The sequence below is a fragment of the Pseudomonas sp. GW821-FHT07F05 genome (genome assembly GCF_059418765.1).
Window position 1 is genome coordinate 1 of record NZ_JBWKQL010000020.1, and the last position, 24226, is coordinate 24226.

Below are 24226 nucleotides of genomic sequence, written 5' to 3' on the forward strand. Positions count from 1 at the left end.
GTTGCAGCAGTCAGATGCGAACTGTTCGTCCCACCACCCCTTCAAGTCTAACCATACAAGCGAGCTTGCTCGCGAAGGCTTACTGTCATTTCCTGGAGAAAGTGGCTGGCTGTCCTGGCGCCTTCGTGAGCAAGCTCACTCCCACAAGTCCCACGAACCGGCCGAAATCCCGAGGCGGCCTGCGATCCTGTGGGAGCGAGCTTGCTCGCGAATGCTTACTGTCATTTCCCGGAGAAAGTGGCTGGCTGTGTTGGCGTCTTCGCGAGCAAGCTCACTCCCACAAGTCCTACGAACGGGCCGGAATCCTGAGGCGACCCACGATCCTGTGGGAGCGAGCTTGCTCGCGAAGGCTTACTGTCATTCCCCAGAGAAAGTGGCTGGCTGTCCTGGCGTCTTCGTGAGCAAGGCCACTCCCAGAAGTCCCACGAACGGGCCGGAATCCTGAGGCGACCCACGATCCTGTGGGAGCGAGCTTGCTCGCGAAGACTGCATTCCTGCCGGTAAAAATTTAGCGGATGTACCGACTTCTTCGTGAGCAAGCTCACTCCCACAAGTCCCACGAACGGGCCGGAATCCTGAGGCGACCCACGATCCTGTGGGAGCGAGCTTGCTCGCGAATGCTTACTGTCATTCCCCGGAGAAAGTGGCTGGCTGTGTTGGCGTCTTCGTGAGCAAGCTCACTCCCACATGGACGGTGTTTGCCAACCAGCACCGCAGTGTCTGCTCGACCGGGAGTCGTACCATCACCTCGGGTCATCGCACCTGCCACTCCAATCACAACCCCTCAAGCGTCTCCATCAACACCCGCACTTTGGTGAAGGTCTCCTGATATTCCGCCTCCCACTGCGAATCAGCGACGATCCCGCCGCCGCCCCAGCACGCCATCTGGCCGTCTTTTGCCAGCAAACTGCGGATCGCGATGGAGCTGTCCATCTCGCCACGCACGTCCAGGTACATCAAGGAGCCGCAATACAGCGCCCGGCGAGTCGGCTCCAGTTCGTCAATGATCTGCATCGCGCGGATCTTCGGCGCGCCCGTGATCGAGCCGCCGGGAAAGCTGCCGCCAATCAGGTTCAGCGCGTCCTTGCCGTCGGCCAATTCGCCCGTCACCGCGCTGACCAGGTGATGCACGTTGGGATAGCTCTCCAGGCTGAACAGCTCCGGCACTTTTACCGAACCGATCCGGCAGGTCCGGCCCAGATCGTTGCGCAGCAAGTCGACGATCATCAGGTTCTCGGCGCGGTCCTTCGCACTCGCTAGCAGCTCTTGAGCAAACGACACGTCCTCATCGGCATCCCGCCCGCGCGGCCGCGTCCCTTTTATAGGCCGGGTCTCGACCTGCCGCTGACTGACTTTGACGAACCGCTCTGGCGACAGGCTCAACACCGCATCGCCCTCCGGCAGGGCCAGATACCCGGCGAACGGCGTGGGGCAGGCCACCCGCAGGGCCTGATACGCCGCCCACGGGTCACCGAGGTACTGCGCGCGAAAACGTTGGGCGAAGTTGACCTGATAGCAGTCACCGGCCTGGATGTAGGCGTGAATCCGCGCGATGGCCTGTCGGTACTGCTCGGCATCGATGTCCGGCGCGAAGGCCGCGGTCAGTTCGAACGCTGCATCCCGTTTCGCCGCCGGTTGCTCGAACAGCGCGATCAGGCGCAGGCGTTCGACGTGATCAAGGGCAGGATGAAACACCAACTGGCTGGTGTGCTCATGGTGATCGCTGATCAGCGCCCAGGCGTAGAGCCCCAACCGCGCGGAGGGCAGGTGCAAGTCGTCAATGGCCTGATCGGGCAGCGGTTCGAACAGGCGGCCGAAGTCGTACGCCAGATAGCCGATCAATCCACCGGCGAACGGCAGCGCGCAGTCCTCTGGCAGATCGGCTTCACCGAGGCGCGCCAGTGATTCACGCAGGCGCTGGAGAAAGGCCGGGCCGGATTCGTCCGCCACCGGCTGCAGGGTTTCCAGCGGCCAGGCGCTGAGCAGATCGAAGCGGCCCCGGTCCGCGGTCGGGCGACCGCTGTCCAGCAGCACGGCACCCGGGGCAAGGCGCACGCGGGCGAAGTAGCCGCTGGGGTCGGCGTGATAGGGCAGCGGGTATACGGAGCAAGTTGGCATGCGAGGCGTGGATCAGTCAGTGCGCGAGGACGGCGATTGTAGTCTTCCGCAGGGTCGAGTCCTAGGGGGAAGGCGCAGTCGCCGGCGGCTCACCGTGCAAAATCCGCTGAGCATCCTCGGGCGTCAGTGCGTAGTCGAAAAAGCGTCGGTAGAAGTCCATCGTCTGTGCCGCCATGTCGACGTCAGGAAACAACGCCGGGTGCAACTGCTGCGCGGCCCAGGCCACCTGAAGCGCCACTTCGGTGCCGTAACGGTCCCACGGGAACACCCCGGCCGGGTTGCGCAGGACGCGCCCGTTGCGCACGGCATCAAGCTGGTTCAGCAACTGCGGTTGCGCTGCCTGATTCAAATCACCCGCGGCCGCCGCGAGGATCAGCACATCCGGCTGCCACGCCAGCAACTGCTCAACCGAGACAATCTGCATATTGCCCTTGAGCCCCGTCGCGGCATTGCGGCCACCGGCGAGCTTGATCCAGTCGTCGATCAGCGTATCGGCGCCATCCACTTTCAACGGATTCACCGACGCGATGTGCAGTACTTTGGGGCGCTGTTCCGCCGGGATACCCGCCACCACCCGATTGACCGCTGCCAGCTGTTGATCCAGAAACCCGTTATAGGCGAGAGCGCGCGCGGCGGGTTTGCTGCCACCAAGGGCCCGGGCGGTGTTGAGCATCGAGCGTTTAAGCCCGGCCAGGTCGGTGTAGCCCATCTGCATGACCGGCAGGCCGAGCTGTCGATAGGCGATGGCCTGCCGATCGCCGAGGGCGGTGAACACCAGATCGACGTGCCCGGCCAGCAAGGTCTCGGCATTGAACGCCGTGCCCTGGATGGCCGTGGCCTGGTTGAGCGACGGAAGGACCTTGAACATCCACGGCTGGCTTGCGGGATGGTTGACCGTCGCGACAATGCGCGAGCCGGCGCCCAGCGTCATCAGCAGCACCTGATGGGCGTACCAGGCGTCAGCGATGCGCGCGGGTTCGGTGGGAATGCTGACTGATTGGCCGCCATCGTCCTGCACCTGTCTGGATTTCAGCGGGCTGGCCTGAATGTTCTGGCCGGCATCGTTCGGGGCAGCGAAGGCGCTGGCACTCAGACCGGCGAGCATCACGACGCTCAACAAACCGCGCACGCCGACCCGCCCCTTGCTCACAGGTCCACCTGAATCGACGCCTGCACCATGCGCGGCGCGGCCGGTGTCGCGCTGGCTTGCCCGGCGCCGGTGTAGCCGTTCAGCCCGCCGGGGACGATGTTGGTCCAGTAGCGTTCGTTGGTCAGGTTGGTGACTTCGAGGCGGTAGACCGTGTCGCGTTTCATCAACCGGGTGCTGTAGCTGGCGCCGGTGTCGAAGGTTGTGTAGCTGCCGACCCAGTGATCGTTGCTGTCGTCCGTGGGCCGGGCGCTGGCGTAACGGGCGTTGAGGTTGACGGCGAGGCCCGGCGCCTGATCGATGCGGTATTCGGTCAGCAGACTGGCCGTCATCCGTGATAGCCCGACGATCCGGGTGTCTTCCGTGCTGTCGTTGCCGGTGGACAGCAGCTTCGGGTCCAGCCAAGTGATGCCGCCGAACATCTTGAGATTTTGAGTCAGGTCACCGTCGGCGAGGAATTCCACCCCGCGATTGCGCTGATCACCCGCCACGGCATAGACGTTATCGGGCTGGGTGTAGGCAAAGGGACGTTTGATCTGAAACGCCGCCAGCGACAGGTTGACCCCGCGCGCGACCCATTTGCCGCCCAGCTCCCACATGCGGCTGCGATACGGCGACAGGATCGCCCCGGCGTTGCTGCTGCCGGCCGCGGCGCTGTCGCCCTGTTGCAGGCTGTCGGCGTAGGTCAGGTACAGCGTCAGGTCGTCCACCGGCTTGTACATGACGCTGCTTGCCGTGCTGATGCCCGAGTCCCGGGATGACGTGTGGATGTCCGCTTGAGAATAATTGTCGGCGGTCAAACGGCTCTGGCTGCCGCTGAGCATCAGGCTCCATTTCGGTGTGAAGGTCAGGGTGTCGCCCAGCACGAACGAGCGTTGGCGGGCGTTGGCCGAGTGGTAGCGGTCTGTGAAGTCGGGTAAGTCCGGCTCGTCGAAGGCGACCGGGTGGCTCAATGACGCGCTGCCCAAGGTTGTCGTTCCGCCTGCCACGGGGTTGTAGTTGTCCCAGTCAAAACCGGTAACGCCGACGGTCAGGTCGTGGCGAATGCCGGCGGTGTAGACGCTGCCGTTGAGGTTGGCCAGGTAGCTGTTGATGGTGAAGCGGCTGGCAGTGGCGCTGGCCACCGAGCTGCGATACGTCCCGGCATTGTTGATCAGGGTGTTGGTGACCGCGGTGGATTCGCGGTCGGCGATCTGCCGCAGTGCGCCAATGTCGAGTTTCCAGTTGCCGTCGAAGTCGTGCTTGAAGTGGGCGCTGGCGGTGTCCGTGGTGTTGTTGTCGCCGGCATAATTCTGCCCGAGGTTGCTGCGGGTCGGGTCCGGCGCGTGGGGCAATGTCACGCCCGAGGCGACGGCGAACTTGCCGGGCAGGCCCTTGGATAGATAGCTGTAGTGGCTGAAGTTGGTCTCGATGACGCTGTCGTCACTGATCTGGACATCCGTGGCGAGGCTCACCAGCTGCCGGCGCAAGGTGCTGCCGGGGGCATAACTGTGGCCTTGCTCGTCGGCGACGTTCAGGCGGTATTTGATCTTGCCGTCCGGGTCGAACGGGCCGCTCAGGTCGGCGGCCTTGAGCCAGGTCAGACCGGTGCCCACGCCGACCGTCACCCGATTACGGGTGAAATCCGTCGGGCGTTTCGACAGCAGGTTGAAGGTGCCGGCCGGATTCGCCGGGCCATACAGCGACCCCGACAGCCCGCTCAGCACCTCGACGCCGCCCAGTTGCTCGGCCGGGTAATCGGTGGTCGAGACCACGTTGAGGCCGTCCAGCCGGCTGTTCTGCACCACGCTGCCCTGCAGGCCCCGGGTCTGCGGCCGGGCGCCGTCGGCCTGTACGGAGGGCATGTAGCGAATGATGTCTTTGAAGCTCTTGAGCTGTTGGCTGTCGATCAGGTCGGAGGACAGCACGCTGATGGAGTAGGGCGTGTCCAGCAGCCTGCGCTCACCCATGGGGCCGAGGGTCGCCGACTTCTCCCGCGCCTGATCGGCAATCGACTGTTCGGCGCTGATGTCCAGCGGCGCCAGGGTCATTTCTTGCGCCAGGCAGACCTGGGCGAAGCCGCCAAACAAAAGGGGCGCGAATGCCAGGCGCGATGAGAAGGATAGGATCATGTAAACACTCAGCAAGGAATAAAAAAGCGGTGGCCGTTGGTGTCGATCTGCTCGACGGCGACCTGGTAAAGACGCGCCATCAGGGCGCTGTCGATGACGTCGTGGGGGGATCCGTCGGCGATGAGTCGGCCGTCGTGCAGCACCAGCACGCGATTGGCCGAGGCAAGGGCATGTTCAGGGCGATGGGTGCTGGAGAGAATGCTGATGCCCTGAGCGGCAAGGCGCTTGAGCAAGGCCAGCAGGCGCAACTGATGGCCGTAATCGAGACCGGTGACCGGCTCGTCGAGAATGATGATATTGGCGCGCTGAACCATGGCCCGGGCGATCAGCACCAACTGGCGCTCGCCACCGGACAGTTCGGTGTACGGCCGTTCACTCAAGTGATGAATGCCCAGGTCGGTCAGGGCCTGCCGCACAGAGGCCTTGTCGTCGCGGCTCGGCGCATGGCCCAGACCCACAGTGGGCAATCGCCCCTGCCCGACGATGTTGGCGACGCTGAACGGAAAGCTCGGGACGTGGCTCTGGGGCACGTAGGCAATCTGGCGGGCCACGGCGCGACGCTTCATCGAGCGCATCGGTTGGCCGTCGATCAGCACCTCGCCGGAGTGCGGCGTCAGCAACCCCAGCAGCAGCCTCATCAACGTGCTTTTTCCGGCACCGTTGGCCCCCAGCAGCGCAATGTTGTCGCCGGCGGCAATGTCCAGCGAGACGTTATCGAGGATCAAGCGCTCGCCGATCCGATAGGTCAGTCCGCGGGCCTGCAAGCGCTTCATAGCCAACCCTTGCGCACGCGATGCAGCACCAGCACAAAGGCGATCGCGCCGAACAACTCGGTAATGATGCCGAGGGGGATTTCTCCCGCCGACACGCTGCGAGCGACGCCGTCGGCTGCCAGCAAGAAGATCCCGCCCAGGCAGGCGCTGAGGGGCAGCAAGCGCGTATTGCCGGGGCCGACCAGCAGCCGCGCCAGGTGCGGAATCAACAGGCCGATCCAGCCGACCATCCCGGCCAGACTCACAGTGAGCGCGCAGATCAGCGTGGTGAGGACAATCAGGCCGCCGCGAATCTGTCCGACCGGCACGCCAAGGCTCAGGGCTTCGTCATCACTCAGTGACAGCGCGTCGATGGCGCGGCCGGTCAGGCACAGCAGCACGATGGCCACGGCCAGAATCGGGCCGATGATCCACAGCGCCTGCACGTCCACGGCACTGAGGCTGCCGAGCAGCCAATAGACGATGCTCGGCAACTGATCCAGCGGATCGGCCATGTATTGAGCAATGGACAGCAAGGAAGTGAAGAGGGCGTTCGCGACAATGCCGCCGAGCACCAACAGCAGGATCGAGGGGGTCTGAAACATGTGCGCGATGCCCAGACCGACCGCTACGGCGATGAGCCCGGTCACGCACGCCACCAGCGCAATGGCCAGGGGCGGCAGGTGCCAGATGATTCCCAGCGCAGCACCGAACGCACAGCCGCTCAACACCCCAAGCAAGCCCGGCGACACCAGCGGATTGCGGAACACGCCCTGATACGCCGCGCCTGAGACGGAAAGCCCGGCGCCCACCAGCACGGCGGCGATGACCCGGGGCAGGCGCGCCTCGATGATCAAGGTGTGGAGCAGGTCGTAGCGCTGAGTGGGCATGTCGCTGAGGCCCAGCATCGTTGCGATGAACGTGCTGAGTTCGTGGATTGAAATTTGATAGCGGCCCAATAACAGCGCGCAGACAGCCGTCAGGATCAACGCCAACAGGCTGAGCAACAGAGGGGAATACAGCTTGGCAGGGGACATCTGTTGCTCACTGTTTCGGTATGTAAAAAACTATACAGCGATAGGCGTGACTCCTCTAGGGACGGAATGCCGCATGGGGTGAATCTTCATTTAGCAGGGGGTTTATGGGTGGCGAGTTTCGGCTTGGGTTTTGCGGTGTGACGCCTGACGTCTTCCCGGCTAAAGCCGGTCCTACAGTCCGAGTTTCAGCCGGTCCCATTGACGGCACGCGGTATTTAGTGGGACCGGCTTCAGCCGGGAAGAGGCCGGTGTGAACGCCATCAGATTTGCGGTGTGGCGCGTGACGTCTTCCCGGCTAAAGCCGGTCCCACAGTCCGAGTTTCAGCCGGTCCCATTGTCGGCACGCGGTATTTAGTGGGACCGGCTTCAGCCGGGAAGGGGTCGGTATGATCGCCATCAGTTTATCGGCGAACACCGATCAGCCTGATCAATCGACGAAACTCAAACGTGTCCAAACAACCCCTGAGCAAACTTGACCCGCTCTTCCGGGGTTTCCTGGGCACCTTCCGCCGCCAGTTCCTCGAGCCGCTTCTCCACCGCCACGGTCCGGTGAGTCAGCCCGCAATCGTTGGCGATCTGGATGTTGAGCCCAGGTCTGGCATTCAACTCCAGAATCAACGGCCCGCGATCCTGGTCCAGCACCATGTCGACGCCGATATAACCCAGCCCGCACAGCTCGTAGCACTCGGCCGCGAGCTTCATGAAACCGTCCCAGTTCGGCAGTTGCACGCCATCCACCGCATTGGTGGTGTCGGGGTGCTTGCTGATGATGTTGTTCAGCCAGGTGCCGCGCAGCGTCAGGCCGGTCGCCAGATCGACGCCGACACCGATGGCGCCCTGGTGCAGGTTGGCCTTGCCGCCGGACTGTCGGGTCGGCAGGCGCAGCATGGCCATCACCGGATAGCCCATCAGCACGATCACGCGGATGTCCGGAACGCCTTCGTAACTGATGCTCTTGAAAATCTGATCGGGCGTGACCCGGTATTCGATCAGCGCGCGGTCGCGATGGCCGCCCAGAGAGTAAAGCCCGGTGAGGATGCTGGAAATCTGATGCTCGATTTCATCGTGGCTGATGATGCGCCCGGAGACCGTGCGGAAGCGCTCTTCGAAACGGTCGGCGATGACCAGAATGCCGTCGCCACCCGCGCCTTTGGCTGGCTTGATGACAAAGTCGCTGCGCCCGCCGATGATCCCGTCAAGCTTGTCGATTTCCTTTTCGGTGGAAATGACCCCGTACAGCTCGGGCACATGAATGCCCGCCGCGATGGCCCGCTCCTTGGTGATGATCTTGTCATCGACGATCGGGTAGAGGCTGCGCTTGTTGTACTTGAGCACGTAGTCGGCGTTACGCCGGTTGATGCCCATGATCCCCTTGGCTTCCAGTGCCTTCCAGGTTTTCCACCAGCCGATCATTGATGGTGTTCCCGCTCGGCATCTTCCTTGAGGAAGGCCTTGAAGCGAATCAGCTCGGTCAGCCGATAACCGCGATAACGTCCCATCGCCAGCATGAAACCCACCAGGATCAGCAGGATCGCCGGGAAGGTGAACACGAAGTAGATGAACTCCGGAATGCTCATGATGATGTGCGCCAAGGACGCCGCAAACAGCGTGCCGATGGCGACTTTCATCGCGTGCCCGCCGCCGCGCTCTTCCCAGGTGATCGACAGGCGTTCGATGGTCATGGTCAGAATCACCATCGGGAACAGCGCCACCGACAGCCCGCGCTCAAGCCCCAGCTTGTGGCTGAACAGGCTGATGGCGGCAATCAACACCACCACGAAGGTCAGCACCACCGACAGCCTCGGCAGCATTTGCAGCTTGAGGTGTTCCAGGTACGAGCGCAGGGACAGGCCCAGTGCCGTGATGATGGTGAATAACACGATGCCAAAGCCCAGTTGGGTCTCGCGGAACGCCAGCGCGATCAGCACCGGGGTGAAGGTGCCCAGGGTTTGCAGGCCTACGAGGTTGCGCAGGATCAGGATCACCAGCACGCCGATCGGGATCATCACCATGATCATGAAGGTCTGCTGGGTTTGCAGCGGCAAGCTGTAGAGCGAGTACTCGAGGAAGTCGGCGTCGGTGCTTTCGTCGGTCAGCTTGGCCAGACGAATCGCGTTCATCTCGCTGTTGTTCAGGCTGAAATTCACCGTGGCCTTCTTGCCGCCCTCGACGGAGATCAGGTTGTCATTGCCGATCCACCACAGCAGACGGTCCTGGGGCAGGCCCGCTTCACCGGTTTCCGGATTGAAATACAGCCAGTCCTTACCATTGAAGCTGCGCAGCCACAGTTCCGGCGACTGCGGCTGATCGGCGACCAAACGGATGGTGTGGGCTTTCTCCACCGGCACGTGGGCGATGGACAAAAGGGTTTCGGTGATGCGCGCCTTGTTCGCCACCGACGTATCGCCGGCCAGCAGCAGCTTGACGTTGTCGTCGCTCAGATTGTTGACCCGCTTGATGGCTTCGCTGACGAAGGTTTCGACGTCGGCGGAATGCTGCCGGATCGGCGCAAGCAGGGCGTCGGCAGCGATTTTTTCCGGCCCTTCGACGACGATGCTGTCGCGGAAGATCGGGCCCTTGATCTTGGCTTTCTCGCCGCTGTAGCGCTTGGTCAATACCAGTCGGTAATACAGCGTCTGATTGCCGGTGGCCCGGCGCGCGGACCAGGTGACCTTGCGGTTGCCGTCGGCGCGGTTGACGTTCACGCCATAGTTGTTGGAGATGAAGCTTTCATTGAGGCTGATGTAATCGCGGGACAGCGGCGGCACGTACATCTGCACCTTGACCGTGTCCTTGGGGTTGGCGACGAACTCGACCTTGGCGTCGATGTTCCACAGGTCGTCGGTTTCATCTTCGGTCACCGGAATGCCGAGTACCAATATCTGATAAGCCGTGATCGCGATGCCCAGCGTGACGAGGGTCGCGATCAGGATCTTCAGATGGAGGGTAAGAGAGCGCATGTCGTTACTCTGCGGTTGGAGCATTGACGCAGGCAGGCTTGCCCGCTGCGTATTTCAGGCTTGGATCGACCAGCGCATCGAAGTGCTTGAGGGCTTCGGAGCCAATCAAAAGCGGGTATTGGAATGCGCTGCGGTCGGTCAAGTTCACTTCTATGGTGCGCAGCGCCTCGCCCATGCAGACATCCAGGCTGATGACCGGGCGTGCGGTGTATTTCTTGTCGTCATCGGCGTCGATGTCACCTGCGCGGCGCTTGATTTTGCTGACCCGGGCAAGGGGGCGTTCGATGGGGTGTTCGTGGGCGTCGTCGATGGCCAGGTAAAAACGCACCCAGGAATCGCCATTGCGCTTGAAGCGCTTGATGTCGCGGGCGCTCAGGGAGGCGGTTTTGGCGCCGGTGTCCAGTTTGGCCGCGACCTGCAGGTCGATGTCGGCCAGCTCGGCATATTCGTTCAGGCCATACACCGTCTTTTCAGCGGCCAGGGCCAGGCCGGGGAGAAAAAAACCGGGCAGAAAGACGCCTGGCAGGTACAGCGATAAGAGGAAGAGAAGAGGGTGGCGGCTCATAAGTCCAGGCGCGATGAAAAGTGAAGAAGCTGCTTTGACGTCGAAAAGTGGTTTTGGTTTGACCAAGGGTGCCGCTCCTGCGAAAGCCGCCTGCTGCCCGCGTGGGCGTTCTGAGGCGGCCGGCATTCTAGCATGAAGCTTTTATGGCACCAGCGAAGGGCGGCGCGGATACGGGCTGTCGGACTTTTCGTCAAAATGTGTCGCTATTAGATGATTGTCGACAATCGATCGTTTTGCTTTGACGAATCTGGCATCTTTCGCTAGATTTGCGGGCATTCAATCAGCAGGTGTCAACAATGTTGGATGCCGCAGAAATTCTGCCTGCCTCTCCGGTGGATGCCGAGACCCTGTCCGAGAACGTGTTCCGCCGTATTCAGGCGGCTATCGTCAAGGGCGATATCGCCCCCGGCAGCAAGATCTCCGAGCCCGAACTGGCGCGCACTTACGGCATCAGCCGAGGGCCGTTGCGCGAGGCCATTCACCGGCTCGAAGGCCAGCGCCTGTTGGTCCGCGTGCCTCACGTCGGCGCTCGCGTGGTCTCGCTGAGCCATGCCGAACTGGTCGAGCTGTACGAAATCCGCGAATCCCTCGAAGGCATGGCCTGTCGACTCGCCGCCGAGCGCATGACGGTTGAAGAAGTCGACGACCTGCGCCGCGTGCTGGAAACCCACGAGTGCGACAGCGCCTTCCAGGCCGGCGTCGGCTATTACCAGCAGGAAGGCGATTTCGACTTTCATTACCGGATCATCCAGGGCGCGCGCAACAGCACGCTGACCCAGATGCTCTGCGATGACCTCTATCAACTGGTGCGCATGTACCGCATTCAGTTCTCGACGACGCCCAACCGCCCGCGCCAGGCCTTCGCCGAGCACCACCGTATTCTCGACGCCATCGCCGACCGTGACGGCGAGCTGGCCGAGCTGTTAATGCGCCGACACATCGCCGCATCCAAACGCAATATTGAGCAGCACTTCCACGCTGCCACTGCCCGAGGTGAACAATGACCACAAGAACCACTCCCGGCCAACGCTTCCGTGATGCTGTCGCCAGTGAACATCCGCTGCAAGTGGTCGGCACGATCAATGCCAACCACGCGCTGCTGGCGCAACGTGCCGGCTTCAAGGCGATTTACCTGTCCGGCGGCGGTGTTGCGGCGGGCTCGCTGGGCGTGCCGGACCTCGGCATCACCGGTCTGGACGATGTGCTCACCGACGTGCGCCGCATCACCGACGTCTGCGACCTGCCGCTGTTGGTGGACGTCGACACCGGCTTCGGTGCCTCGGCGTTCAACGTGGCGCGCACGGTGAAGTCGATGATCAAGTTCGGCGCGGCGGCGATACACATCGAGGACCAGGTTGGCGCCAAGCGCTGTGGTCACCGGCCTGGCAAGGAGATTGTTTCGCAGCAGGAAATGGTCGACCGCATCAAGGCGGCGGTTGATGCGCGAACCGACGACAGTTTCGTGATCATGGCGCGCACCGATGCGCTGGCGGTGGAGGGGCTGGAGTCTGCTCTGGACCGCGCCGCTGCGTGCATCGAAGCGGGCGCGGACATGGTCTTCCCGGAAGCGATCACAGAGCTTGAGATGTACAAGCTGTTTGCCTCACGGGTGAAGTCGCCGATCCTCGCCAACATCACCGAATTCGGCTCGACGCCGCTGTTCACCACCGACGAGCTGAAGTCCGCCGAAGTAGCGCTGGTGCTGTACCCGCTGTCGGCGTTCCGGGCAATGAACAAGGCGGCGGAAAACGTTTACACCGCGATTCGTCGCGACGGCACCCAGAAGAACGTCGTCGACACCATGCAGACGCGCATGGAGTTGTACGAGCGCATCGACTACCACGCGTTCGAGCAGAAGCTCGATGCGCTGTTTGCGCAGAAGAAATCGTAGAAAAGCCGCAAATGAATTGCCGATTCCCACACAACTACAAGACTGGAGACAGCAATGGCTGAAGCAAAAGTATTGAGCGGCGCAGGCCTGCGAGGCCAGGTGGCCGGACAGACCGCGTTGTCCACCGTCGGCCAGGCCGGCGCCGGATTGACCTACCGCGGCTATGACGTGCGTGAACTCGCCGCCGACGCCCGATTCGAAGAAGTCGCGTACCTGCTGCTGTATGGCGAACTGCCAACCCAGGCGCAGCTCGACGGTTACCTGAAGAAACTTCAGGGCCTGCGTGACCTGCCCCAGGCACTGAAAGAAGTGCTCGAGCGCATTCCCGCCGACACCCACCCCATGGACGTCATGCGCACCGGCTGCTCGATGCTCGGCAATCTCGAGCCCGAAGCCGGTTTCGCCCAACAGCTCGATTCCACCGACCGCCTGCTCGCCGCGTTCCCGGCGATCATGTGCTACTGGTACCGCTTCAGCCATGACGGCAAGCGCATCGATTGCGTCACTGACGAGGTGTCCATCGCCGGGCACTTCCTGAAGCTGTTGCGGGACAAGGCGCCGAGCGAACTGCACCGCAAGGTCATGGACGTGTCGCTGATTCTCTACGCCGAGCACGAATTCAACGCCTCGACCTTCACCGCCCGGGTCTGCGCGTCGACCCTGTCCGATCTGTTTTCCTGCATCACCGCAGCCATTGGCACGTTGCGCGGGCCTTTGCACGGCGGCGCCAATGAAGCGGCGATGGAGATGATCCAGAAGTTCTCGTCGGCCGAAGAAGCCACCCAGGGCACCTTGGCGATGCTCGAACGCAAGGACAAGATCATGGGCTTCGGTCACGCGATCTATAAGGACAACGACCCGCGTAACGAGGTGATCAAGGGCTGGTCGAAAAAGCTCGCGGAGGAGGTGGGCGACACGGTGTTGTTCCCGGTCTCCGAAGCCATCGACAAAACCATGTGGGAGCAGAAGAAGCTGTTCCCCAACGCCGACTTCTATCACGCCTCGGCCTACCACTTCATGGGCATCCCGACCAAGCTGTTCACGCCGATCTTCGTCTGCTCGCGCCTGACCGGCTGGGCCTCCCACGTGTTCGAACAGCGCGCCAACAACCGCATTATCCGACCGAGCGCCGAATACATCGGCGTCGAACAGCGCAAATTCGTGCCCATCGAACAGCGCTGATGGGGCAGGGGCCACTGACTGAAGACTGAAGACTGAAGACTGATCCTGTGGGAGCGAGCTTGCTCGCGAAGACGGCATTCCAGCCGCTGAAAATTTAGCGGATGCCCTTGCCTCTTCGCGAGCAAGGTGGAGCGCCACCCCGGTCGCTCCCACAGGAGCGTGCTCAGTTCAAGGCCGGTGCAATCCCCCGCCTTTTGAAACTACCGTGATCGAGTCCTGACGATGAACACTGAATACCGCAAAGCCCTGCCCGGCACTGTGCTGGATTACTTCGACGCCCGCGCGGCAGTCGATGCAATCAAGCCCGGCGCCTACGCCACGCTGCCTTACACCTCCCGCGTGCTCGCTGAAAACCTGGTGCGCCGTTGCCATCCGACGACGCTGACGGCCTCGCTCACGCAACTGATCGAACGCAAGCGCGACCTCGATTTCCCGTGGTTTCCGGCGCGAGTGGTCTGCCACGACATCCTCGGCCAGACCGCGCTGGTGGACCTCGCCGGCTTGCGCGATGCCATCGCCGACATGGGCGGCGACCCCGCGCAGGTCAACCCGGTCGTCCCGGTGCAGTTGATCGTCGATCACTCGCTGGCCGTCGAATGCGGGGGCTACGACCCGGACGCGTTCAGCAAGAACCGGGCGATTGAAGACCGTCGCAACGAAGACCGCTTCCACTTCATCAACTGGACCAAGCAGGCGTTCAAGAACGTCGAAGTGATCCCGCCGGGCAACGGCATCATGCATCAGATCAATCTGGAGCGAATGTCACCGGTGATACAGACGCTGAACGGCGTCGCCTTCCCGGACACACTGGTCGGCACCGACAGCCACACGCCCCATGTCGATGCGCTGGGCGTCGTCGCCATTGGTGTCGGCGGCCTTGAAGCCGAGAACGTCATGCTCGGCCGCGCCTCGTGGATGCGCCTGCCGGACATCATCGGCGTCGAACTGTCGGGCCGTCCGCAGCCGGGCATTACCGCCACCGACGTGGTGCTGGCGCTCACCGAATACCTGCGTCAGCAAAAGGTCGTTGGCGCGTACCTTGAGTTCTACGGCGAAGGGGCCCGCGCGCTGACCCTCGGCGACCGTGCGACCATCTCGAACATGGCCCCCGAATACGGCGCGACCGCCGCCATGTTCAGCATCGATCAGCAGACGATCGACTACCTCAGACTGACCGGTCGCGAAGACCCGCAAGTGCAGTTGGTCGAGACCTTCGCCCGCCATACCGGGCTGTGGGCCGACAGCTTGGTCACGGCCGAATATGAGCGCGTGCTGCGTTTCGATTTGTCCAGCGTCGTGCGCAACATGGCCGGGCCGTCCAACCCACACGCACGTGTAGCCACTTCTGATCTCGCCGCCAAAGGCATTGCGGCGCCGTGGGAGGAAACCCCGGGCGAAATGCCGGACGGCGCGGTGATCATTGCCGCCATCACCAGTTGCACCAACACCAGCAACCCGCGCAACGTCATTGCTGCAGGGTTGCTGGCGCGCAACGCCAATCGCCTGGGACTGACGCGCAAACCCTGGGTCAAGTCGTCCCTCGCGCCGGGCTCGAAAACCGTCGCGTTGTACCTCGACGAAGCGGGGCTGACCGGCGAGCTGGAGCAACTGGGTTTCGGCATCGTCGCGTTCGCCTGCACCACCTGCAACGGCATGTCCGGCGCGCTGGACCCCGTGATCCAGCAGGAAATCATCGACCGCGACCTGTACGCCACGGCAGTGCTTTCGGGCAACCGCAACTTCGACGGGCGCATTCACCCTTACGCCAAGCAGGCATTTCTCGCCTCGCCGCCGCTGGTGGTCGCCTACGCCATCGCCGGAACGATCCGCTTCGATATCGAGAAAGATGTGCTGGGTCTTGGGCCCAATGGCGAAGAAATCCGCCTGAAAGACCTCTGGCCAACTGACACCGAAATTGACGAGGTGGTGAAGGCCTCGGTCAAGCCGGAGCAGTTCCGTCAGGTGTACATCCCGATGTTCGCCATCCACGAAGATACCGGGCCGAAAGTCGCGCCGCTGTACGACTGGCGCCCGATGAGCACCTACATTCGCCGACCGCCGTACTGGGAAGGCGCCCTGGCCGGCGAGAGAACCCTCAAGGGCATGCGTCCGCTGGCGGTGTTGCCGGACAACATCACCACCGATCACCTGTCGCCGTCGAACGCGATCATGCTCGACAGCGCGGCCGGCGAATACCTGGACAAAATGGGCCTGCCGGAAGAGGACTTCAACTCCTACGCCACCCATCGCGGCGATCACCTCACAGCCCAGCGCGCCACGTTCGCCAACCCCAAACTGTTCAATGAAATGGTGGTGGAGAACGGCAAGGTCAAGCAGGGTTCCTACGCGCGGATCGAGCCGGAAGGCCAGGTCACGCGGATGTGGGAGGCCATCGAAACCTACATGGCGCGCAAGCAGCCGCTGATCATCATCGCCGGCGCCGATTACGGCCAGGGTTCGTCCCGGGACTGGGCCGCCAAGGGCGTGCGTCTGGCGGGTGTCGAAGTCATCGTCGCCGAAGGCTTCGAGCGCATCCACCGCACCAATCTGGTGGGCATGGGCGTGCTGCCGCTGGAGTTCAAGCCGGGCACCAATCGCCTGACCCTGGGCATCGATGGCAGTGAAACCTATGACGTGATCGGCGCGCGCACGCCGGGTGCCACGCTGACGCTGATCATCCAGCGCAAGAACGGCGAGCGCGTTGAGGTGCCGGTGACCTGCCGCCTCGACACGGGGGAAGAGGTGTTGATCTACGAAGCCGGGGGCGTGTTGCAACGCTTCGCCCAGGACTTCCTCGAATCCTCGGCCGTCGCCTGAGCCGACGCGCGCTCTGCTCTCTATATAAGAAAGGACAAGAAGGAACAGTTCATGGCTTCCACAGCACAGATCAAGATTCCCGCGACCTACATGCGCGGTGGCACCAGCAAGGGCGTGTTTTTCCTCCGAGACGATCTGCCCGAAGCCGCGCAAACCCCCGGTGCGGCCCGTGACGCCTTGTTACTGCAGGTGATCGGTAGCCCCGATCCCTACGCCAAGCAGATCGATGGCATGGGCGGCGCGACGTCGAGCACCAGCAAAACGGTGATTCTGTCGAAGAGCGAGAAAGCCGATCACGACGTCGATTACCTGTTTGGTCAGGTCGCGATCGACAAGCCCTTCGTCGACTGGAGCGGCAATTGCGGCAACCTGTCGGCGGCGGTCGGCCCGTTCGCCATCAGCAACGGTCTGGTTGACCCGTCGCGCATCCCCCGCAACGGCGTGGCGGTGGTGCGCATCTGGCAGGCCAACATCGGCAAAACCATCATCGCCCACGTGCCGATGACCGACGACGCGGTGCAGGAAACCGGCGATTTCGAGCTCGACGGCGTGACCTTCCCGGCGGCGGAAGTGCAGCTGGAGTTCATGGACCCGGCGGCGGACGAGGAGGGCGCAGGGGGTTCGATGTTCCCCACTGGCAATCTGGTGGATGAGCTTGAAGTGCCGGGTGTAGGGACGTTCAAGGCGACGATGATCAATGCCGGTATCCCGACCATCTTCGTCAACGCCCGCGACATCGGTTATACCGGCAGCGAATTGCAGGACGCGATCAACAGCGACCCGAAGGCTCTGAGCATGTTCGAAACAATCCGCGCCTATGGGGCCGTGCGCATGGGGCTGATCGGCACTGTCGAGGAGGCAGCGACGCGTCAGCACACGCCCAAAGTGGCGTTCGTGGCCGCGCCCGCTGAATACCTGTCTTCCAGCGGCAAGCGCGTCACAACCAAAGATACTGATCTGCTGGTCCGCGCCATGTCCATGGGCAAACTGCACCACGCCATGATGGGCACCGCGGCAGTGGCCATCGGCACGGCGGCAGCGATTCCGGGGACGTTGGTCAACTTGGCAGCGGGCGGCGGCGAACGCAGCGCCGTGCGCTTCGGCCATCCCTCCGGGACCCTGCGCGTGGGAGCCGAAGCGGTGTTGGTCGACGGCGAATGGCACGTCAAAAAAGCCATCATGAGCCGCAGCGCACGGGTATTGATGGAAGGTTGGGTGCGCGTGCCGGGTGACAGCTTCTGACCGAACGGCAAGGCCTGACTCCGTCAACTTGCAGCTTGTAGCTTCAAACTTGCCGCTGCTCAGCTACTTAAACCGCCGCTCGACGCCTTTCTCCACCAAAACCTTCGCCGAGATTTCCTCGACCGAAAAATGCGTGGAGTTGATGTGCGGGATGTTTTCGCGGCGGAACAGGCCCTCGACTTCGCGCACCTCGAACTCGCACTGGGCGTAGCTGGCGTAGCGGCTGTTGGGTTTGCGTTCGTGGCGGATGGCGGTGAGGCGGTCGGGGTCGATGGTCAGGCCGAACAGCTTGTCCCGGTGCAGCTTCAGCGCAGCAGGCAACTGCAGGCGTTCCATGTCGTCTTCGGTGAGCGGGTAATTGGCCGCACGGATGCCGAATTGCATGGCCATGTACAGGCAGGTCGGGGTTTTGCCGCAGCGTGACACGCCCACGAGAATGATGTCGGCTTTATCGTAATAATGGGTTCTGGCGCCGTCATCGTTGTCCAGCGCGAAGTTCACCGCCTCGATCCGCTCCATGTAATTGGAGTTGTGCCCGATGGAGTGGGATTTCCCCACCGAGTACGACGAGTGTGAACTAAGCTCCAGCTCCAGCGGGGCGAGGAAGGTCGAGAAGATGTCGATCATGAAGCCGTCGGAGGTCGCGAGGATCTCGCGGATGTCCTGATTGACGATGGTGTCGAAGATGATCGGGCGGGCTTCGTCCTTCTCGGCGGCCTTGTTGATTTGCTGCACCATGGCCCGCGCCTTCTCGACGCTGTCGATATAGGGGCGCGTGAACTTGTTGAATGTAATGTTTTCAAATTGCGCTAGCAGGCTCTGGCCAAGGGTTTCGGCGGTAATGCCGGTGCCATCGGAGATGAAAAAAGCGGATCGTTTCATTTGCGCCCCGGGGCCTTAAGCTGAAGACAATTTGTGGATATGATAGGCCGGCTTGCGGGCCATGACTGGCCGCAGTCTACCCGTTTTCAATCGCCGCGATTCCCGCACCAAAGCATTTCCAACAATAACCGGTTAGTGGAGAGATCACCTTGGTAGAGTACGTAGTTTCCCTCGATAAGCTCGGCAAACATGATGTTGAGCACGTGGGGGGCAAGAACGCATCCCTCGGCGAGATGATCAGCAACCTGGCGGGCGCAGGCGTGTCCGTTCCCGGTGGCTTTGCCACTACCGCCCAGGCCTACCGTGATTTCCTTGAGCAGAGTGGCCTGAACGATCAGATCCATCAGGCCCTCGACGCGCTGGATGTCGACGACGTCAACGAGCTGGCGAGAACCGGCGCCAAGATCCGTCAGTGGATCATGGAGGCTGAATTCCCCGAGAAGCTCAACGCCGAAATCCGCACCGCCTTCGCCGAGCTCTCGGCGGGCAACCCGGACATCGCGGTGGCCGTGCGCTCTTCCGCTACCGCAGAAGATTTGCCGGACGCCTCCTTCGCCGGTCAGCAGGAAACCTTCCTGAACATCCGTGGCGTCGAAAACGTGATCCGCGCGGCGAAAGAAGTGTTCGCTTCGCTGTTCAACGACCGCGCCATTTCCTACCGTGTGCATCAGGGTTTCGACCACAAGCTGGTGGCGCTGTCCGCTGGCGTGCAACGAATGGTGCGCTCTGAAACCGGCACCGCAGGCGTCATGTTCACCCTGGACACCGAATCCGGTTTCCGCGACGTGGTTTTCATCACCGGCGCCTACGGTCTGGGCGAGACGGTCGTCCAGGGCGCGGTCAACCCGGACGAATTCTACGTTCATAAAAACACCCTTGAAGCCGGTCGCCCGGCGATCCTGCGCCGCAACCTGGGCAGCAAGGCGATCAAGATGATCTACGGCGAAGAAGCCAAGGCCGGCAAATCGGTCAAGACCATCGACGTCGACCTGGCCGACCGCGCGCGTTTCTGCCTCAGCGAAGAGGAAGTCAGCAACCTGGCACGCCAGGCCATGATCATCGAAAAGCACTACCAGTGCCCGATGGACATCGAGTGGGCCAAAGACGGCGACGACGGCCAGCTGTACATCGTGCAGGCGCGTCCGGAGACCGTGAAAAGCCGCAGTTCGTCCAATGTCATGGAGCGTTACCTGCTGAAGGAGAAGGGCACCGTTCTGGTGGAAGGCCGCGCCATCGGCCAGCGCATCGGCGCCGGCAAGGTGCGGATCATCAAGGACGTGTCCGAGATGGACAAAGTCCAGCCCGGCGACGTGCTGGTCTCCGACATGACCGACCCGGACTGGGAACCAGTCATGAAGCGCGCCAGCGCCATCGTCACCAACCGAGGCGGGCGCACCTGCCACGCCGCGATCATTGCCCGCGAGCTGGGCATTCCGGCAGTGGTCGGTTGCGGCAATGCCACCGAGCTGTTGCAGGAAGGTCAGGGCGTCACCGTGTCCTGCGCCGAGGGCGACACCGGTTACATCTTCGAAGGCGAGCTGGGCTTCGACATCAAGCAGAACTCGGTCGACGCCATGCCTGACCTGCCGTTCAAGATCATGATGAACGTCGGCAACCCCGATCGCGCGTTTGATTTCGCCCAGCTGCCCAACGCCGGTATCGGCCTGGCGCGTCTGGAGTTCATCATCAACCGCATGATCGGCGTGCACCCCAAGGCGCTGCTGAACTACGCCAACCTGCCCCAGGACATCAAGGAAAGCGTCGACAAACGCATCGCCGGTTACGACGACCCTGTCGGGTTCTACGTCGAGAAGCTGGTCGAAGGCATCAGCACCCTGGCCGCGGCCTTCTCGCCGAAAAAAGTCATCGTGCGCCTGTCGGACTTCAAGTCCAACGAATACGCCAACCTGATCGGCGGCAAGCTGTACGAGCCGGAAGAAGAAAACCCGATGCTGGGCTTCCGTGGCGCGTCGCGTTACATCAGCGAAAACTTCCGCGACTGCTTCGAGCTGGAATGCCGTGCCCTCAAGCGCGTGCGCAACGAGATGGGCCTGACCAACGTCGAAATCATGGTGCCGTTCGTCCGCACCCTGGGCGAAGCGAGTCAGGTTATCGATTTGCTTGCTGAGAACGGTCTGGCCCGTGGCGAGAACGGTCTGCGCGTGATCATGATGTGCGAACTGCCGTCCAACGCCCTGATGGCCGATGAATTCCTCGAATTCTTCGACGGTTTCTCCATCGGTTCCAACGACCTGACCCAGCTGACCCTGGGCCTGGACCGTGACTCCGGGATCATCGCCCACTTGTTTGACGAGCGTAATCCTGCGGTCAAGAAGCTGCTGTCCTACGCCATTCAGGCCTGCAACAAGGCCGGCAAATACATCGGCATCTGCGGCCAGGGCCCGTCCGATCACCCGGATCTGGCGCGCTGGCTGATGGAACAGGGCATCGAAAGCGTTTCTCTGAACCCCGATTCGGTACTGGAAACCTGGTTCTTCCTGTCCGAAGAGGACGCTCCAACCTGATGCAGATCGAGTAAGATGCCGGCCCGTTTCCATGGGCCGGTTTCCCGAGAGGGCGGTTTTTAACGAATCCGCCCTTTTTTGTGGGTGATTTTCAGTGCGCTGGCAGCGTCAACCTGCTGTTCCGCGCAACCGCCATTCACCCATCCACCAAGAGCGTCCAGCAAAAGCACCATGCAAAGCAGCAGTCATCTCTTTCCCGTGGCCCTGATCAGGGCCGAGCGTCGTGGCGACCTGACCGAGGACGTCTACCGTTTGAAGCCCGGCAACAGCCCGGATTTCACTGTCGAAATCGCCGTCACCCGGCTGGGTCTTGTGGCTGCACCGGATGCCCGAGGCGTGCCGGTGGTCCTGCTGCACGGCAGCTTTTCCAATCGGCGCTTCTGGTACTCGCCCAAGGGCATCGGCCTGGGCGCTTATCTGGCCCGTGCCGGGTTCGATGTGTGGATCCCGGAAATGCGCGGTCACGGCCTGTCGGCGCGCAACAATGCGTACAAAACCAATTGCGTGGCCGATTACGCCCGCTTTGATCTGCCGGCCATCGCTGCGTTCGTGCGCGAGCAGACCGGCGAGGCGCCCCACTGGATCGGCCACTCCCTGGGCGGCACGACCCTGGCCGCAGCATTCGGCGGGCAGTACCTGGCGGCGGACGATGCGGCCTCGGTGGCGCTGTTCGGCAGTCAGATCACCCGAAGCCACTGGCCGCTGAAAGTACCGCCACTGCAATGGGCTGCACGGCTGCTGCTCAAGCGCTTCGAGCACGTGGCAGGCCCGCGTTTCAAGCGCGGCCCGGAAGACGAGCCCATGGGCGTCCTGCTGGAAAGCATGCGCTGGCATGGCCTGTTCGGCGGCTTCGGGCACAAGAAGGAGGACTGGTGGGCCGGGCTGCAACAGGTGACGGTCCCGCTGCTGTGCGTGGCTGGCGCTGGCGATCATCAGGACCCGGAATGGGCGTGCCGCGAGCTCTTCGAGCGGTTCGGCAGCGAAGACAAGACGTTTCTCGTCCTTGGCCGCGAACAGGGTTTCAGTGAAGACTTCGGCCACGTGCCGATGCTGGTCAGCAAAGCCGCGCAAACTCAGGTGTGGCCGCGTGTGACGGACTGGCTGAACCGCCATGTTCCGGTGGTAAAGGCTGAATCAAAGCTGAACATGATGGCAACTCTGTGATTGTGACGGGCGCAACCATTCCTTGGGCGCCGACTTGGCGATAAGCTGCACTCACTCAGCACCGGGGCTGAATGGCCGGGTGGAGAATCGCTGGTCAGATGTGTGTTCTGTGTGAGGTGCTATATAAGGATGCAGCCCGTTGAAGCGTCGGCCGTTGACGCAGGCCGTCTATCCTTGTAGTTGTTTTCCCTCATCACAGAGCTTTCCTGACAGGAGTTACCCATGCATTACATCACCCCGGACTTGTGCGACGCCTACCCTGAGCGGGTTCAGGTGGTGGAGCCGATGTTCAGCAACTTTGGTGGCCGTGATTCATTCGGCGGCGAGATCGTCACGCTCAAGTGCTTCGAAGACAATTCGCTGGTGCGCGAGCAGGCCGAACAGCCTGGCCACGGAAAAGTATTGGTCGTGGACGGCGGAGGCTCGCTGCGTTGCGCATTGCTCGGTGACATGATTGCCGAAAAAGCAGCGAAAAACGGTTGGGAGGGCATGGTCATCTTCGGCTGCGTCCGCGACGTCGATGTACTGGCACAGACCGACTTGGGTGTGCAGGCATTGGCCAGTCACCCGCTCAAGACCGAAAAGCGTGGCCTCGGCGACCTGAACAAGGTGGTGACCTTCGGCGGCGTGACGTTCAGGCCGGGCGAATTCATCTATGCCGACAACAACGGAATCATCGTTTCGCCCAGCGCACTGAAGATGCCGGACTGATCGGTTTTATCCCTCTTCACGCTGGTAGCCATTCACTCAGCAAGGACACGAATGTTCGACGAAACAAACGCGCAGTGGGGGCTGGTTCATGCCCTTGTGTTGGACGGGAAGGGCGGGGCGCGTTCAATCCCCCGAACTGCACTGGATGGCCTTCAACTGGAGCCCCACGAAAGTGTGTGGCTCCACTGGGACCGAAGCCATCCGCAGACCCAGACCTGGCTGCGCAAGACCAGCGGTCTCAGCGAGTTCGTTTGTGACCTGATGCTGGAAGAAAACACCCGGCCACGGCTGCTGGCCTTGCCCGACAACGAGCTGTTGCTGTTCCTGCGCGGGATCAACCTGAACCCTGGCGCCGAGCCGGAAGACATGGTCTCGGTACGGATCTTTGCCGCCGCCCAGCGCGTTATCTCGTTGCGATTGCGTTCGCTAAGGGCAACCGATGAGCTGATCACTTCACTGAATGAGGGCAAGGGCCCTAAAACCGCGTCCGAATTGCTGCTGTATCTGGCTCAGTTTCTGACCGACAAGGTGCAGGCTGTAGTCAGCGAGCTGACCGAACTGGTCGATGACATGGAAGAACGCATAGATGCCGACGAGCGGTATCTGCCCGAGCACGGCAACATGGTGCACATCCGCCGGCGAGCGGCGGGGCTGCGTCGGTTCCTTGCACCGCAGCGCGAAATCTACGCCCAGCTGACGCGCAGCAAGATGCCGTGGTTCGTGGAAGACGATGCCGACTACTGGAACGAATTGAACAACAGCCTGACGCGCTATCTCGAAGAGCTGGAATTGACCCGAGAGCGCGTGGGGCTGGTGCTTGAGGCGGAAGACAGGCGCCTCAACGAGCGAATGAACAGGACCATGTATCGGTTTGGGATCATCACTGGGATTTTCCTGCCGATGAGCTTCCTGACAGGATTGTTGGGGATCAACGTGGGGGGCATCCCGGGGTCGGAAAATCCCTACGGATTTGTGTACGCTTGCGGCCTGATGCTCATTGTGGCCGTCGGCCAGATGTGGCTGTTCAAGCGTTTGCGCTGGGTGTGAGGATGAAAAATCGGAAGGCGTTCATGTGTGTCGTGTGACTCAGGCAGAATTGGCTGCGTCTTTCAGTGACATTGC

The 24226-nt window shown here is 62.1% G+C and carries 18 protein-coding genes; 9 read left to right on the forward strand and 9 right to left on the reverse strand.

Annotated features, from left to right (window positions below; all coding sequences use genetic code 11):
- Positions 1–774: 774 nt before the first annotated feature.
- The 8 genes from pabB to rloA form a co-directional block, all read right to left on the reverse strand.
- On the reverse strand, positions 775–2118 hold the full coding sequence (pabB, locus tag AC07RO_RS25615) for an aminodeoxychorismate synthase component I (RefSeq protein ID WP_495087434.1): 1344 nt from the start codon (positions 2116–2118) through the stop codon (positions 775–777).
- Between the two features lie 61 nt (positions 2119–2179).
- The gene (locus tag AC07RO_RS25620; protein ID WP_495087435.1) at positions 2180–3268 is read right to left on the reverse strand and encodes an ABC transporter substrate-binding protein; all 1089 of its coding nucleotides are present in this window, start codon (positions 3266–3268) and stop codon (positions 2180–2182) included.
- Positions 3265–5376, reverse strand: coding sequence for a TonB-dependent receptor (locus tag AC07RO_RS25625; protein ID WP_495087436.1), 2112 nt, complete (start codon positions 5374–5376; stop codon positions 3265–3267). Before AC07RO_RS25625 ends, AC07RO_RS25620 begins: the two co-directional genes overlap by 4 nt.
- Positions 5377–5384: 8 nt before the next feature.
- On the reverse strand, positions 5385–6149 hold the full coding sequence (locus AC07RO_RS25630) for an ABC transporter ATP-binding protein (protein ID WP_495087437.1): 765 nt from the start codon (positions 6147–6149) through the stop codon (positions 5385–5387).
- A complete protein-coding gene (locus tag AC07RO_RS25635; protein ID WP_495087438.1) occupies positions 6146–7165 on the reverse strand; it encodes a FecCD family ABC transporter permease in 1020 nt (339 codons plus the stop codon). The genes AC07RO_RS25630 and AC07RO_RS25635 overlap by 4 nt, the downstream gene beginning before the upstream one ends.
- A gap of 441 nt (positions 7166–7606) precedes the next feature.
- Positions 7607–8575 (reverse strand): alpha-L-glutamate ligase-like protein, encoded by a 969-nt coding sequence (locus AC07RO_RS25640; protein WP_495087466.1) that lies wholly within the window; start codon positions 8573–8575, stop codon positions 7607–7609.
- A complete protein-coding gene (gene rloB, locus AC07RO_RS25645; RefSeq protein ID WP_192172433.1) occupies positions 8575–10125 on the reverse strand; it encodes an osmotic stress tolerance membrane protein RloB in 1551 nt (516 codons plus the stop codon). The genes AC07RO_RS25640 and rloB overlap by 1 nt, the downstream gene beginning before the upstream one ends.
- A gap of 4 nt (positions 10126–10129) precedes the next feature.
- Positions 10130–10690 carry a retropepsin-like aspartic peptidase RloA gene (gene rloA, locus AC07RO_RS25650; RefSeq protein ID WP_346628922.1) on the reverse strand — a complete coding sequence of 187 codons (561 nt, stop codon included), beginning with the start codon at positions 10688–10690 and terminating at the stop codon, positions 10130–10132.
- A 296-nt stretch (positions 10691–10986) separates the two neighbouring features.
- Between rloA and AC07RO_RS25655 the strand changes: the two genes are divergently transcribed.
- From AC07RO_RS25655 to prpF, 5 genes are all read left to right on the forward strand, one after another.
- Positions 10987–11694, forward strand: coding sequence for a GntR family transcriptional regulator (locus AC07RO_RS25655; RefSeq protein WP_192172626.1), 708 nt, complete (start codon positions 10987–10989; stop codon positions 11692–11694).
- Positions 11691–12581, forward strand: coding sequence for a methylisocitrate lyase (gene prpB, locus AC07RO_RS25660; protein ID WP_495087439.1), 891 nt, complete (start codon positions 11691–11693; stop codon positions 12579–12581). The genes AC07RO_RS25655 and prpB overlap by 4 nt, the downstream gene beginning before the upstream one ends.
- Before the next feature lie 54 nt (positions 12582–12635).
- The gene (gene prpC / locus AC07RO_RS25665; RefSeq protein WP_495087440.1) at positions 12636–13763 is read left to right on the forward strand and encodes a bifunctional 2-methylcitrate synthase/citrate synthase; all 1128 of its coding nucleotides are present in this window, start codon (positions 12636–12638) and stop codon (positions 13761–13763) included.
- A gap of 222 nt (positions 13764–13985) precedes the next feature.
- Entirely contained in the window at positions 13986–16580 is a 2595-nt protein-coding gene (gene acnD, locus AC07RO_RS25670) for a Fe/S-dependent 2-methylisocitrate dehydratase AcnD (RefSeq protein WP_495087441.1), read from the forward strand.
- Between the two features lie 51 nt (positions 16581–16631).
- On the forward strand, positions 16632–17822 hold the full coding sequence (prpF, locus tag AC07RO_RS25675; RefSeq protein WP_495087442.1) for a 2-methylaconitate cis-trans isomerase PrpF: 1191 nt from the start codon (positions 16632–16634) through the stop codon (positions 17820–17822).
- Between the two features lie 63 nt (positions 17823–17885).
- Here prpF and ppsR read toward each other — a convergent pair whose 3' ends face one another.
- Positions 17886–18704 (reverse strand): posphoenolpyruvate synthetase regulatory kinase/phosphorylase PpsR, encoded by an 819-nt coding sequence (gene ppsR / locus AC07RO_RS25680; RefSeq protein WP_074887131.1) that lies wholly within the window; start codon positions 18702–18704, stop codon positions 17886–17888.
- A gap of 149 nt (positions 18705–18853) precedes the next feature.
- Between ppsR and ppsA the strand changes: the two genes are divergently transcribed.
- From ppsA to AC07RO_RS25700, 4 genes are all read left to right on the forward strand, one after another.
- On the forward strand, positions 18854–21229 hold the full coding sequence (gene ppsA / locus AC07RO_RS25685; protein ID WP_495087443.1) for a phosphoenolpyruvate synthase: 2376 nt from the start codon (positions 18854–18856) through the stop codon (positions 21227–21229).
- A 171-nt stretch (positions 21230–21400) separates the two neighbouring features.
- Positions 21401–22393 carry an alpha/beta fold hydrolase gene (locus AC07RO_RS25690; RefSeq protein ID WP_495087444.1) on the forward strand — a complete coding sequence of 331 codons (993 nt, stop codon included), beginning with the start codon at positions 21401–21403 and terminating at the stop codon, positions 22391–22393.
- 222 nt (positions 22394–22615) lie between these two features.
- The gene (gene rraA / locus AC07RO_RS25695) at positions 22616–23104 is read left to right on the forward strand and encodes a ribonuclease E activity regulator RraA (RefSeq protein ID WP_346627763.1); all 489 of its coding nucleotides are present in this window, start codon (positions 22616–22618) and stop codon (positions 23102–23104) included.
- A gap of 51 nt (positions 23105–23155) precedes the next feature.
- On the forward strand, positions 23156–24151 hold the full coding sequence (locus AC07RO_RS25700; protein WP_423572454.1) for a zinc transporter ZntB: 996 nt from the start codon (positions 23156–23158) through the stop codon (positions 24149–24151).
- Positions 24152–24226: the final 75 nt, after the last annotated feature.

What these genes read in the sequence shown, in the direction of transcription:
- pabB (WP_495087434.1), bottom strand. Translation starts at nt 2,118, where the DNA reads ATGCCAACTTGCTCCGTATACCCGCTGCCCTATCACGCCGACCCCAGC.
- AC07RO_RS25625 (WP_495087436.1), bottom strand. Translation starts at nt 5,376, where the DNA reads ATGATCCTATCCTTCTCATCGCGCCTGGCATTCGCGCCCCTTTTGTTT.
- AC07RO_RS25630 (WP_495087437.1), bottom strand. Translation starts at nt 6,149, where the DNA reads ATGAAGCGCTTGCAGGCCCGCGGACTGACCTATCGGATCGGCGAGCGC.
- AC07RO_RS25635 (WP_495087438.1), bottom strand. Translation starts at nt 7,165, where the DNA reads ATGTCCCCTGCCAAGCTGTATTCCCCTCTGTTGCTCAGCCTGTTGGCG.
- rloB (WP_192172433.1), bottom strand. Translation starts at nt 10,125, where the DNA reads ATGCGCTCTCTTACCCTCCATCTGAAGATCCTGATCGCGACCCTCGTC.
- rloA (WP_346628922.1), bottom strand. Translation starts at nt 10,690, where the DNA reads ATGAGCCGCCACCCTCTTCTCTTCCTCTTATCGCTGTACCTGCCAGGC.
- AC07RO_RS25655 (WP_192172626.1), top strand. Translation starts at nt 10,987, where the DNA reads ATGTTGGATGCCGCAGAAATTCTGCCTGCCTCTCCGGTGGATGCCGAG.
- prpB (WP_495087439.1), top strand. Translation starts at nt 11,691, where the DNA reads ATGACCACAAGAACCACTCCCGGCCAACGCTTCCGTGATGCTGTCGCC.
- prpC (WP_495087440.1), top strand. Translation starts at nt 12,636, where the DNA reads ATGGCTGAAGCAAAAGTATTGAGCGGCGCAGGCCTGCGAGGCCAGGTG.
- acnD (WP_495087441.1), top strand. Translation starts at nt 13,986, where the DNA reads ATGAACACTGAATACCGCAAAGCCCTGCCCGGCACTGTGCTGGATTAC.
- prpF (WP_495087442.1), top strand. Translation starts at nt 16,632, where the DNA reads ATGGCTTCCACAGCACAGATCAAGATTCCCGCGACCTACATGCGCGGT.
- ppsR (WP_074887131.1), bottom strand. Translation starts at nt 18,704, where the DNA reads ATGAAACGATCCGCTTTTTTCATCTCCGATGGCACCGGCATTACCGCC.
- AC07RO_RS25690 (WP_495087444.1), top strand. Translation starts at nt 21,401, where the DNA reads ATGCAAAGCAGCAGTCATCTCTTTCCCGTGGCCCTGATCAGGGCCGAG.
- rraA (WP_346627763.1), top strand. Translation starts at nt 22,616, where the DNA reads ATGCATTACATCACCCCGGACTTGTGCGACGCCTACCCTGAGCGGGTT.
- AC07RO_RS25700 (WP_423572454.1), top strand. Translation starts at nt 23,156, where the DNA reads ATGTTCGACGAAACAAACGCGCAGTGGGGGCTGGTTCATGCCCTTGTG.